Source organism: Vibrio echinoideorum (assembly GCF_024347455.1).
Lineage (GTDB): Bacteria > Pseudomonadota > Gammaproteobacteria > Enterobacterales > Vibrionaceae > Vibrio > Vibrio echinoideorum.
In genome coordinates this window covers 2,152,544-2,165,640 of the sequence record NZ_AP025483.1, presented here as the reverse complement: position 1 = coordinate 2,165,640, position 13,097 = coordinate 2,152,544, and the positions used below count along the sequence as shown (strand labels likewise).

Sequence of the window (13,097 nt, the reverse complement as noted above, 5' to 3'; positions counted from 1 at the left end):
CAGCAAATATGACCTGAGTGCTCCAACCACTTGCATTTTCACCACATTTTTACAGAAATTAGATGCCATTTGCGTACGAAACTCTTATCCTTAACCTGATTTTTTAAGGAAGTTGAATATGATCATCAAACCTCGAATTCGCGGATTCATCTGTACTACAACACATCCAGTCGGTTGTGAAGCTAATGTAAAAGAACAAATTGCTTACACAAAAGCTCAAGGCCCAATCGCAAATGCACCTAAACGTGTACTCGTTGTTGGCTCTTCAAGTGGCTACGGCTTGTCTTCACGTATTGCGGCTGCATTTGGTGGCGGCGCTTCAACTATCGGTGTTTTCTTCGAGAAAGCCGGTACTGAGAAAAAGACTGGCACAGCTGGCTTTTACAACTCAGCAGCGTTCGACAAGCTTGCTAAAGAAGAAGGCCTGTATTCAAAAAGCCTTAACGGCGATGCTTTCTCTAACGAAGCTAAACAGAAAACTATTGACCTGATCAAAGAAGACCTAGGTCAAATCGATATGGTTGTGTACTCACTGGCATCTCCAGTGCGTAAAATGCCTGAGACTGGCGAAGTGATTCGTTCAGCTCTAAAGCCTATCGGTGAAACGTACACATCTACAGCAGTAGATACGAACAAAGACGCGATTATTGAAGCAAGCGTTGAGCCTGCTACTGACGAAGAGATCAAAGACACTGTTACTGTAATGGGCGGTGAAGATTGGGAACTTTGGATCAACGCACTTTCTGAAGCGGGTGTTTTAGCTGACGGTTGTAAGACGGTTGCTTACAGCTACATCGGTACTGAACTAACGTGGCCAATCTACTGGGATGGCGCGCTAGGCAAAGCTAAGATGGATCTAGACCGTGCAGCGTCAGCACTTAGCGAGAAACTAGGCCAGACTGGCGGTACAGCAAACGTTGCTGTTCTTAAGTCTGTTGTGACTCAAGCAAGTTCTGCTATTCCTGTTATGCCTCTTTACATCGCTATGGTGTTCAAGAAAATGCGTGAAGAAGGCATTCACGAAGGTTGTATGGAACAAATCTTCCGTATGTTCAGCCAACGTCTATATAAAGAAGACGGCAGCGCAGCAGAAGTTGATGAAGTGAACCGTCTACGTCTAGATGACCTAGAACTTCGCGAAGACATCCAAGAACACTGTCGCAACCTATGGCCTCAAATCACAACTGAGAACCTAAAAGAACTGACTGACTACGTTGAGTACAAAGAAGAATTCTTGAAGTTATTCGGTTTTGGCATTGAAGGTGTTGATTACGAAGCTGATGTTAATCCAGCTGTTGAGTTTGATGTAGCTGACATCTAATTCAAATGATCAAATCTAAACGAATAGGTGCTCATTGAGTGCCTATTTTTTTGCCTGCAGTTAGAGAAAAGAGATTAATGCAGATACGGGATTGAGTAGCGATGCGAAGAGATCTAAAAGAGGCGAGTAGCAACATGAGGAATACGAAATACTAAGAGATCGAAAGAGAAAGTTTGAAGGTTGATATACGAGAGGGCTCAAATCGAGAGACCGGGAAAAGAGTAAAAGGTTTCGGGCAATAAAAATGCACTAACCCCAAGATGAATTAGTGCATTAAAAATTCCTAAGCTAAGGCGCTCTTAACGCCTAAGAGGTTAGCTAATAATAATGATGAAAGTACCCGCTAAGGTCATCAATATATTGGCTATCGCGTAGGTACCAGCATAACCCAACGCAGGGATCGTTGAACGAGCGTGGTCATTTACGATGTCCATGGCCGGAGCACAGGTTCGCGCACCAATGATGGCACCAAACAGCAGAGCACGGTTCATTTTCAGAACGTAAGCACCAACTAAGTAGGCGAAGAATACAGGCAGTACACTTACAACCAGAGCAATACCAATTACTTGTGGGCCCACTTGGGATAAATGTTCAACTATCTTGCCGCCGGCACTTAAGCCAATACCAACCATGAAAAACATCAAACCGAGGTCTTTGACCATGTTTAGTGCACCCTGAGGAACATAACCGAAAGTAGGGTGGTTTGCTCTTAAGAAGCCTAGCATGATACCTGACAGTAGCAGGCCAACTGCATTGCCCAAGCCAAAAGAAACTTGGCCAAACGTCATGGTGATTAAGCCAAACAAGATGCCCAAAATGAAGAAGCTACAAAAAGCCATCAAGTCTGCCATTTGGCTGTGAATTGAGATGAAACCAATTTTCTCAGCTAAACCGTGAACACGACTCTTTTCACCACTGACCTGTAAAACGTCACCTTTAGACAATACGATGTTTAAGTCCATCGGCATTTCAATTTGAGCTCTTACTACGCGGTTAAGGAAACAGCCGTACTCAGATAGATTTAGATCTGAAAGGCGCTTGCCTGCGATGTTGTCACTTTTAACGACGATCTCTTCTTCAACGATGCGTAAGTCGAGAAGGTTACGATCGAAAACTTCTTTACCATTACGGAAGCTCGGGTCGAGACGAGCATGGCTGTCAGGGAAGCCTACCAATGCAATCTCATCGCCTTCTTGCAGAATCGCGTCACCATCGGGGTGGGCAAGAATACCGTTACGACGAATACGCTCGATGTAGCAACCCGTTTGGCGATAAATACCTAACTCACGTAAATTCTTACCATCGGTCCAAGAGATAAGTTCCTGTCCTACGCGATAAGCACGGATGATTGGGAGGTAAACTTTACGTTGCCCAGAAGCACCTAGGCCACGTTCTTGAGCGATTTGCTCAGCTGAATCGTGCAAGTTTACTTTCTGAAGCTTTGGAATAAGGCGAGCAAACATAATCATACTGATTAAGCCAACTAAGTAAGCCATCGCATAACCAACAGAGAGGTTCTCGATGATCAGGCCTAAATCCATATTTCTTGGTAATTCTGCAAGCCCGGAGTTCAGAGCATCTTGAGCACCTACCAGTATTGGCGTTGCCGTTAAGGCGCCTGCCATCATACCTGCAGATAAGCCAAAGCCTAACCCGAGGTAGTGGCTGCTGAAATACGTCAGGGCTATTGCCGTGGAAAGGACGACAAGACTAAGAATGAGATAGTGCTTACCGTCTCTAAAGAAGATACCAAAGAAGTTTGGTCCAGCTTCAATGCCCACGCAGTAGATGAACAGCATGAAACCAATGGTGAGCGCATCTGCGTTAAAGGAAAAACCAAGATGCCCCATGACTAGGGAAGTAATCAGAACACCGATTGAATTGCCGAGCTGGAGGCTACCGAAACGAATTTTACCAATGGCTAATCCAATCGATAACACAACAAAGATGAGGAGAATGGGGTTTTGTTCTAACAGAAAAACAACGTCGATATTCACAGTGGTCGCTCAATAATTGGCGTGAAACACAGGGTAAGTTTGTGAGGTGAATTGTATCTAAATATAAATAAATTATAAGCGATATTTTGTTATTTTACTTGATTTTAACCTTATTCTTATTCCGTACGAAAACTGGTCATAAAAAAAGCCCGCTACAATGAGCGGGCTTCACATAAATAGTACAGACTAACTCTAGAATTGGTTAGCTGTTTAAGGCTTTAGCCTTGGTTCCCGTAAGAGAAACCTTAGCTTAGTCGAAAAGACCTAGGTTTTCTTTTGCGTATGCTTCAAATTCTGTACAACCGCCAATGTGGTCTTGGTCGATGAAGATTTGTGGCACTGTATCTACAGGCTTGCCAACTGTTTTCTCTAGGTCAGCTTTGCTGATGCCTTCAGCGTGAATATCAACATAGCGGTAGTTGAAGTCATCACGCTTAGCTTTAAGAGTTTCAGCATGCTCTTTTGCACGAACACAGAATGGGCAAGCAGGGCGACCAAAAATAACTACAAACATTTCATTTCTCCTAAATACGGGATGAGGCTCGTTAACCTAAAATACGTCAACTATTCTTAATTGAATATGACTCAAAAATTCTTGAAACCAACTATGCCCTAATGCCCTAGGGAAATAAAGATGGAATTGCCTCTTAATACCATAGGTTTTGCCTATCAGTGCAAATAATGTTCATAAAAAAGAACACGGTCGTTTTCTTGTGAATGTCGACAACGAATACCCCTAATATAAGAGTGTGAATTACCCCTAAGAATACGACTTTAATCTGCTTTTAATGCGACAAGTTGCACCCCGTCAAGAAAATCAGGTGCAGAACGCGGCATCTTAGAACTAGATATGGAACCATACTCTGTAATCTACGCTGATGTTACTACGTCAATATCGTGGTTCTGTTTGAAATACAAACGTCATATATACCAAGAGTTCGCAGTTTTGTTTCGTCATACATAGGCGCAGGAGGCACCATGTTTCAATTTATGACATCTACAAAGATCATCTTTGGTGATGGGGCATTGAAGGCTTCATTGTCTCTCTTTAATCAATACGGCTACAGCGTGTTATTGGTTACAGGCAATACGTTAGAACGTACTTCGTTAGTTACTGATTATTTCGATGCACAAAGCATGCGTTATCAACACATTGCTGTTTCAGGTGAACCTAATATCAAAATGGTAGAGGAAGCGGTCATTTCTGCGCGTCGATTTAAGCCCGATATGGTGGTAGCGATGGGAGGAGGCAGCGCTATTGATATGGGTAAAGCGTTAGCTGCCATTCTGCCAAACCAAGGCAATCTATACGATTATGTCGAAGTGGTAGGTCGTAATGTTCCTTTGAAGACCAAACCTATTCCATTTATAGCGATTCCTACGACAGCCAGTACAGGCGCAGAAGTAACCAAGAACGCAGTGCTTAAATCCGGTCAAGACCAAGTCAAGATAAGCCTTAGAAGCCCAGACATGTTGGCAGATGTTGCGATTGTCGACCCAACATTGACTCATGGTACCAACCTTTATTTATCGGGGCGTGGTGCGATGGATGCATTTACTCATTTAATGGAAGCTTATGTGTGTGGCGAACCCAACCCGCTAACCGATATGATCTGTGAAGAAGGGTTGCGCAAGCTCAGTGGCTCTGTCATTCAGGCGTGTATCTATGATGAACCTCAAGCGCGTTCTAATCTTGCCTTCGCTTCTATGCTTGGAGGAATGGCGATAACCAATGCTAAGCTCGGCGCTGCGCACGGGCTAGCTTCGGCGTTAGGAGGTAAGATTTCTGCGCCGCACAGTGTGATTACAGCGCGCTTGGCGCCATTTGTGATGTTAGAAAACATAGCAGTAGCGAAAGAGCAGCAAAGAAACGGCATATTAGCGCGTTATCAGCGAATCGCGCAGATAGTGACAGGTAACTCAGAAGCAAAAGAAGAAGAGGCGATTGCTTGGTTATCTGAAGTGTTGGATACACTCAAGCTACCAAGCTTACTTGAGTTTGGCGTCTGTGAAGCTCAGTTTGATGAGGTGTCTGCCGATGCGCTCAAATCAGTGGCTATTAAAGGAAACCCTTTACCGTTGAATCAAGAGCGGCTTGTACATATTCTGAAGCAGGTTTGCGAGGAGTGCAGTTGTGGAGAGGGGGATCATGAGGGAGCTTCAATGAATCAAGTTGTGCAAGAACCTGCTGCCGAGTCGAGTTTTACCATTATCAACTCTTATGCCTCAGAGAACAGTGTGGTAGAGAAGGGTAATAGCTGGACTATCTAGCGGGCTCTAATCTGTTCTCTGTATTAACTATTTTTAAACAGACAAATAAAAACGGAGCACTAGGCTCCGTTTCTTAATTCAGCTTGTTTCAGGTCATGTGCTTTCAGTTCATGTCTTTGCAGGTTAGAACTGAGAGTATTTCTCGTAACGTGAATCGCGAAGTGACTCTTTTACGCGCTTTAGATTCTCTCTGAAACCAGAACCGCGGCGAAGAGTAAAGCCTGTCGCTAACACGTCAATAACCGTCATTTGAACCACACGGCTTGCCATTGGCATGTAAACGTCAGTGTCTTCGGGTACATCCAATGAAATAGACAGAGAGCTTGCTTTGTCTAATGGAGAGTCCTTCGCGGTAATTGCGATAACGGTTGCACCATTCTCACGAGCTAAGTTCGCAATCTCAACTTGGCTTTTGGTACGGCCAGTGTGAGAGATAAGAACAATAACATCGTTATCACTGCAGTTAATGCAGCTCATTCGTTGCATCACAATGTCTTCGAAACAAGTGATAGGGATATTAAAACGAATAAACTTGTTTTGAGCATCTTTCGCTACCGCTGAAGAGGCACCTAAACCGAAGAACGAAATGCGTTTAGCTTGAGTCAACAAGTCAACCGCACGGTTTACTTGCATCGCATCTAGACTGTTTTTAGCAACGTCTAAACAAGCCATAGTCGATTCGAAAATCTTATGCGTGTAAGCATCTGGGCCATCATCTTCTTCAACATTACGATTCACATAAGGTGTACCGTTCGCCAAGCTTTGTGCTAGGTGAAGTTTGAAGTCAGGGAAGCCCTTTGTGTCTAAACGACGACAGAAGCGGTTAACTGTAGGCTCACTTACGTCAGCCATTTTAGCTAAGGTAGCAATGCTAGAATGAATTGCAGTTTGAGGGGAAGCCATGATTACTTCGGCTACCTTACGCTCAGACTTGCTGAAATTTTCCAGGTTTTTTTGTATTTTTTCTAATGTATTCATAGTGTTCACAAGGGTATAGAGAACAACTTGCTAGTTAATATCTTTTTACCAGGGGGTATGGCTGAAACAAATATCAGTAAAACAATACTCAAAATATTTTTGGTCTGTAAATACTGCTGCGTCAAAGAGATATCAAGCTAACTAGCACCATAGAGTCAGTATAAACCCAACATACTATTTACTAATACAAAAACACGGCATGAATGCTTAAGAATATGACAAACCTCAACAAAATTTTAGAAAACTACAGAACTGGAAGAGATTTTGAATAAAAAGAATGCAAATTGAGTATGAACTGACAGCTTAGTTACATCAAAAAGAAAGAAATTTTCAATTTGATGCAACTAAAATTGAATGGTTAGGCGTTTATTTGCTCTACCAGCTTGGTGATTTTACTCATCAAATTAGGTGCTAGTGTAGAGATTTCACGCTGTTCTTCAAGTACGGAAGAAAGAATGTCATTGCCGGTTAGTGGATTGGCTAATACGACACGGAAAACGATGATCGGTTGGTGTGCCCAATCTTCAGGGTTCAAGCGAGTTCTTGAAACAAAAGATCGACCCGTTTCACGCTGCTTTTTCTGAATGAACTTAGTGAGCTCATTCAATAACTCATTCAGGTCTACACGATCTTTCGCATTAGCTTTCTGCAGAGCGGCTTTAACCGATTCAGGAACATAGCGGTAAGTCAGTAGACAAAGTTCAGGCTCTGATACCAACTCAAAATCGCTTTGTTGTTTAATCAGGTCGGCAAAATAGCGTGCTTTGTTGATGCTCTGGTCGATCAACAGTTCATAACCAGGACGGCTGATGATATGCATCGAAGCGTAAACAAGCATGGCCATGCCTGAACGAGAGCCTTCTAAAGTGTGGCTGCCCAGATCTTTAGAACCCTTACGTAAAATATATTGAGCGTGATGTTCGATGGCTGTCATCGCGTCTGGTTTCTTGAACAGAACCATACCAGCACCCATCGGGATATAGAGTTGTTTATGCGCATCAATCGTAACTGAATCTGCGAGTTCAATGCCATCAAGTAGGTGACGGTGATTGTTCGACATCAGCGTCGCGCCGCCCCAAGCTGCATCCACATGGAAGTGGCAATCAGACTCAGCACATACTTCTGCAATATCCCTTAATGGGTCGATATTACCGGTCTCTGTTGTACCAGCCACACCAATAACAGCAAAAGGCTTAATCTTATTCTGCTTGAGCTGCTCGATCTTGATTCTTAAGTCGTCAGTACAAATACGGTTGTTGTTATCTGTCTTAACAGACACTAGGCCTTCTTGGCCAATACCGAGCACATCTGCGGCTTTTTTTAGAGAGTAGTGACCACGTTCAGAGACTAAGATGGCCAGGCCTTCGTAATCATAGTGCTTCATGGCTTTGAATAAGCCTTCCTTCTCGACACCTTTGAACGAACCTTGTGCTTTCAGTGCATTGTTACGTGCCACCCAAAGTGCGGTGATGTTCGCAATGGTTCCACCAGAACAAAACGCACCTAAAGAGTGGTTTGCACTGTGCATCCAACGCGAATAAAACTGGTCGTTGTCTTGATAAATCAAGCGGTGAAGCATACCCAAAACTTGACGTTCTAGGGGAGTAAAAGCTTTTGAGGTCTCGATTTTTACTAGATTCTGATTCAACGCAATCATGATTTTAGACAGCGGCATCAAGAAATACGGCAGAGCAGACGTCATGTGACCAATAAAACTTGGCGACGACGTATGTACCGAATGAGACACGAGAGTATCGAGGAGATGTTCAGTGTGTTCAGAAACAAACTCAGGCTGCTCGGGAATATGAGCATTTGAAAAATCTTTCTCAATTTCACGTAGTGGCTTTTCTTCAGCCACAATATGTTCACGTAAGAATTGATTCAGGTTTCGTGAAAGTTTGTCTTCAATTTGAGTGAGTGTTGAATCTGGGCCTTCTGGTACTGTAAATATACGTAGAAGACTGTCGAAGCTAACATCTGCAGTTTTTTGTTCCGTAACCATAGCAAGCGAGTTATTTTTTTTTATATTGACGCGAGCGGGATAATCTAAACGAAAACGGGAACAATGTCCCGTCTTAATTATGAAATCCAACTTCTCAAAAAAGCATACTAAATGAGGGGTTAATTACACTTAATTGCTTCAAGTTTAGTAATCGACTGATTGTAGCGTTGTAATGCTGTGTCGATTTGCTTTGGGTGGCTAAGCAATTCTGCAAAGGCTGAACGTAGCTCGTAGTTTTGAGCATGAGGCGTTGATTGACGGTCGTCGAACGTGGTTTTAGCGATTTTTCCAAGCTCATCATCACGCGTTGAAAGCGTCTTAATGTCGTGTTGTTCTAGTTGCAACCAACCTTCAACAGGCTGTTCAGTTGCTACTTTGCTTGAATCGTTTACTAAGTAGTAGTTTACCGCGGCACGATTAAGCTCGAAGTGGTGCTTACGGCCTTCCAGGAACCATTCACTTACTTCTGTTAACTCTGGGTATTGTTCCGAAGTTAAAGCAGCAAGGTCAGCGTACCAATTCAAAGAAGCGTCGATGTACGCGTCATATTTTTTTGCTTGGCATTGGTTTGTTTCAGACATTGAATCTGCTGCAAAAGAGAAAGTAGAAGTTGAAGCTAGCAGTAATGCGACGCAAAGGCGTTTCATAGTGGTTCCTTTTGTAAGTTTATTCTTTTTAGAACTTAGTCGTTACAGAGTACCGTGATCATTATTTGTTGAGCAATGACACTTAGTGTCTTTTTATTTCGGTAACTGTATCGGTATCTTGGGCATTGGTATTCGAGATGCATTCTAATCTAAAATAATCGCTATTCCTGCGATCTAGTTAGCAAGAGATACAAAGAACAGCATCAAAATAGGGACAAGCAGGCTTAATATAAAGCCACTGACAATCGCGATAGGAACGCATCGAACGCCGCCTGTGGTTTGAATGACCGGTAGGGTGAAGTCCATCGCTGTAGCACCAGCATAGCCAATAGAGGTGCATGGATAGCTGCGAATCAGCACTGGAATCAGTACTAAGGCAACCAACTCTCTTAACAGCTCAAGCATGAAAGAAGCGCCGCCATAAACCGGACCAAAGGCGTCACCCATCAAGATACCTGCCAGAGAATACCAACCAAACCCAGAAGACATTGCCAAGGCTTTGAACAGAGGTATATCCAGAATGTAAGCCGCGATAACGCCACCTAGCATTGAGGTGATGATAATCGTGATTGCGATGACCATGCCGTGTTTGTTCAGCAAAATTTGTCGAAGTGTTAATCCGCTATTACGCAGTTGAATACCAATAAAGAACAGAAGTACAAACAAAATCCATTCGCTTGCAGTATTGACCCAACCAAGACTGATAGGCAGCACTAAACCAGCGATAAGGCCTGAACCCACCACTAGGATTAGTTTGGCAGACTCCATCGCCATAGAAGAAAGGGGAAGTTTCTTTTTACTGCTGTCTGTTTTGAGTGGCAGTAACTTATCGATAGCAGGTAACGCCATTAGGTTACAAACGCTCAAACAGACAAAGAAAGTGACGGTGTAAAGAAGTATTGTCTGCAGATTACTGCCTAGGTTATCGAGGGCGGCTAAGCTTAGCCCCATTAACGCTAGAATTACGTAAATCAACCGCGACGTAGAGCGGTTGATGAACTCTAGCGTTTGAGCGTTCGAAATAGAAAAAAGATACCCCACGACGAGTGGTGCAAATATAAAGATCATCCCTGTAAACATGCTTTCCCCATTGCATTTACTTCATATTACATTTACTTGTCACTTAACAGTGACTTAGAAGCCACTAGTATTGATCACGTCGCTTAGCTTTGCATTAAAATCATGTTTGCTCAAGTTGCTTAATTTATACAGCACCTCTGCACCTGTCACGTTAAGTTCAACTTCGTGTTCATCGATGTTCTCATCCTTATTTCTGAACATCAGTAGGTGGTTAGCGATTCTTGCGATATCAAGGTAAGACACCTCGCGTTCTTCTTGTTTATTGATGGTGTTACTACATACATCAATGAAGTCGCTGTCGAAGCCCCAACGTTTTAAAACTAGCTTACTCGTAGCTGAACATTGGCCTTGGAATATCTGCAGGGCGATATCGTGGTTTAAGTAGTTGCCGTTTTCGAGGTATAGGTGATATTCGCTAACCAAACAAAATAAACCAATGTCAGCCAATAACCCAACAAGCAATGACTTTTCATGCTCAAGATAGCGGTATTCGATAGGAGATAGCTCTTTGAAGCCGTTGGTGACCAGTACCATGGTCGCACCAAGTTCTTTAGAAACAGAAGCACTCTGAACCAGTAGTTGGTTACATTCGTTGCTAAGATTTACAGAATGCTTGAGCTGTTCTATCGCTTGAGCCGTAACAATGTCACGTACTCTCAATATACCGAGACGAGAAACCGCTGTCATAATATCGACACAGGTAATGTTACGCCTGTTAAAAACGACAGAGTTAGCAACTCGAATTACTATGGCGGTAAGGCCAGGGTCTTCCAGTAAGCACTCTGCAACTTCAGCAATCCCAGTTGAATCTAGGGTGCAAAGCTTTTGAATTTTCAGCACGACGTTAGGGATAGGAGGAAGTGTGATTTTTCCCGCTGAGATAGAATGTCCAACAAGTTGGGCAAACTCTGATTCTAAACCCTTTAACAAAAGAGCCTTATTTTGTGGTAGCCAGAAAAACGATAAATGATTCATATAAAAAGTAAAAACATGTATGTCGTACCATTTTACAAGCCACGATGCTGCGAGGCAATACTGATCGGGCCACATAAGCTCCGAAAACTTGAACCGATGTATCATCAAATGTCAGAATTCTAGCTGTTTTTGATAGTTTACTGTGACGTCAACCATGAAATCATGGAATACACAATTGATTGATGTGAACTAAGTCCAGACTTATTTTTCTTTTCAAAGTATCATTTGTTTCAAAGGTGAGAGACGAAACATAATATTCACCTAAATAATAAAGATAGATTAAAAATTTTTCGCATAAAAAGCTGCTTGTCTGGTGATCAACCTAATCGGGGTAATTTGATTAAGGATCAACGGATATGACCGAGACAGCATTTATTAATTACGTGAATCAATTTGGTGAGCATCAAAAACGTTCTATGTTTGGGGGTATTGGCCTCTTTCAAAATGACGCTATGTTCGCTTTGTTGAGTGAAAGTTGTTTATTCATTAGAGGTGGAAACTCATTAGATAAAAAACTGACGGGTCTTGATTGTGAAAAGTATCGTCATGTAAAAAAACAGACAACAGCAACCGTAAACTATTACGATATTACTGACCTGTTTACATGTGAACATCCCGAATTGGATAGCATTATTCGTACTTCGATCGATAATTCAATTCAGCAACGTAGCTTCAAAAAATCATCAGCTAGCCGTAGATTGAGAGATCTTCCGAACATGCAACTTACATTAGAACGCATGGTTAAGAAGGCTGGTGTAGACGATGTTTCAATGTTTATGCAGTTAGGCGCACCTGAAGTGTTTAATAAGGTTCGTGAAGCGTACGGCAATGACGTTGACCTAAAACTACTTTGGAAATTTGCAGGTGCAATTGATGGTATCCATTGGAAACTATTACAAGAACCACGCAAGCAGCAATTGCTAAAAAGCTGCCACTAAAGAAGTCGTCCCTATATGCTTAAGATTACTGTTAATAAATAAAAACCGAGGAATATCCTCGGTTTTTTTGTTTTTGTTTTAGTCCTATCTATTGAAAGACTAAGTGCTCATTGAGCGCGGTCTCGTTAAGTTTTAGTACTTGAAACGAGCCGTGAACATGAGTTGATCACCATAGAAGTCGTTGATACGAGCTTCTGCACCAAGAGAGAATAGCTCTGTAGAGTGGAAACGTGCGTAAACAGAGCCAGTCCAATCATCATTATCATCGATTGAAACGTAACCACCTTTACCACCCACTTCCAGTTGTGGACCAAGCCATTGGCGAACACCAACGTTGATTTCCATACCGATATCAGTCGAGCTTGAGTTTTCAGGCTGTACGATGCGCGCTAGCATTTCACCTGTTAAATCTGCCCAGTTGTTTAATGGAGCGTGGAAACCAAGACCTACCGCTGAATCGTAATCGCCTTCAAATTCTGAATCGATACGTGCGATAGCGTGAGCGTTCGGGTGAATTGACTTACTGAACGCGCCACCAAATGTTACTGGGCTAGCACCGATACGTGCTTCAAAGTAATCGTAGTTAAAGTTGCTCATTACTTGTGGTTGTTCATCAACAGCTAGTGCTTGGCTAGAAGCCAATAGCATAGCGGTAGTAAGTAGAATTTTGCGCATAACGACAGTAAACCTTTATTTGTGTTAATTCCTTTGGTTTGAGAAAAATCAGGCAAACCATAAACATTGAGACAGTTTAATCTAACTCACGGAAAAGTAATCCATAAAAATGCCAATCATTTGTCAATTAACTAAAAAATGACCAAATCAAGGGTTACTCTGCAACTGAGATCTCATGTTTTAGAGACAGTTTGCCAAAATGTAAGCGCAATT

Annotated in this window: 11 protein-coding genes; 3 read left to right on the top strand and 8 right to left on the bottom strand. The window is 42.5% G+C overall.

From position 1 onward, the window contains the following. Positions 1-118 precede the first annotated feature (118 nt). Positions 119-1,321, top strand: coding sequence for an enoyl-ACP reductase FabV (gene fabV, locus OCV36_RS09800; RefSeq protein WP_029224999.1), 1,203 nt, complete (start codon positions 119-121; stop codon positions 1,319-1,321). 314 nt (positions 1,322-1,635) lie between these two features. On the opposite strand, the gene OCV36_RS09795 is transcribed toward fabV, so the two are convergent. Together OCV36_RS09795 and OCV36_RS09790 are read right to left on the bottom strand one after the other, a co-directional pair. Further along, the gene (locus OCV36_RS09795; protein ID WP_017074626.1) at positions 1,636-3,318 is read right to left on the bottom strand and encodes an aspartate:alanine antiporter; all 1,683 of its coding nucleotides are present in this window, start codon (positions 3,316-3,318) and stop codon (positions 1,636-1,638) included. A 250-nt stretch (positions 3,319-3,568) separates the two neighbouring features. Continuing rightward, positions 3,569-3,832 (bottom strand): GrxA family glutaredoxin, encoded by a 264-nt coding sequence (locus tag OCV36_RS09790; protein ID WP_009847069.1) that lies wholly within the window; start codon positions 3,830-3,832, stop codon positions 3,569-3,571. A gap of 464 nt (positions 3,833-4,296) precedes the next feature. On the opposite strand from OCV36_RS09790, the gene OCV36_RS09785 reads away from it, so the two are divergent. Further along, positions 4,297-5,589, top strand: a complete 1,293-nt coding sequence (locus OCV36_RS09785) for an iron-containing alcohol dehydrogenase (protein WP_135455054.1) — start codon at positions 4,297-4,299, stop codon at positions 5,587-5,589. Between the two features lie 123 nt (positions 5,590-5,712). On the opposite strand, the gene OCV36_RS09780 is transcribed toward OCV36_RS09785, so the two are convergent. From OCV36_RS09780 to OCV36_RS09760, 5 genes are all read right to left on the bottom strand, one after another. After that, a complete protein-coding gene (locus OCV36_RS09780) occupies positions 5,713-6,567 on the bottom strand; it encodes a MurR/RpiR family transcriptional regulator (RefSeq protein WP_004734686.1) in 855 nt (284 codons plus the stop codon). A gap of 358 nt (positions 6,568-6,925) precedes the next feature. Next, on the bottom strand, positions 6,926-8,569 hold the full coding sequence (gene panP, locus OCV36_RS09775) for a pyridoxal-dependent aspartate 1-decarboxylase PanP (RefSeq protein ID WP_135455053.1): 1,644 nt from the start codon (positions 8,567-8,569) through the stop codon (positions 6,926-6,928). A gap of 119 nt (positions 8,570-8,688) precedes the next feature. Next, positions 8,689-9,216, bottom strand: coding sequence for a hypothetical protein (locus OCV36_RS09770; protein WP_017074623.1), 528 nt, complete (start codon positions 9,214-9,216; stop codon positions 8,689-8,691). Between the two features lie 174 nt (positions 9,217-9,390). Then, complete coding sequence (locus OCV36_RS09765; RefSeq protein WP_135455051.1) at positions 9,391-10,296, bottom strand: lysine exporter LysO family protein; 906 nt, start codon at positions 10,294-10,296, stop codon at positions 9,391-9,393. A gap of 54 nt (positions 10,297-10,350) precedes the next feature. Next, positions 10,351-11,271: an HDOD domain-containing protein gene (locus OCV36_RS09760; protein ID WP_017074621.1), complete on the bottom strand. Its 921-nt coding sequence runs from the start codon at positions 11,269-11,271 to the stop codon at positions 10,351-10,353. A gap of 356 nt (positions 11,272-11,627) precedes the next feature. Between OCV36_RS09760 and OCV36_RS09755 the strand changes: the two genes are divergently transcribed. Then, complete coding sequence (locus tag OCV36_RS09755; protein WP_017074620.1) at positions 11,628-12,209, top strand: TfoX/Sxy family DNA transformation protein; 582 nt, start codon at positions 11,628-11,630, stop codon at positions 12,207-12,209. 132 nt (positions 12,210-12,341) lie between these two features. On the opposite strand, the gene OCV36_RS09750 is transcribed toward OCV36_RS09755, so the two are convergent. Next, positions 12,342-12,884: a hypothetical protein gene (locus tag OCV36_RS09750; RefSeq protein ID WP_004734692.1), complete on the bottom strand. Its 543-nt coding sequence runs from the start codon at positions 12,882-12,884 to the stop codon at positions 12,342-12,344. Between the last annotated feature and the right edge of the window lie 213 nt (positions 12,885-13,097).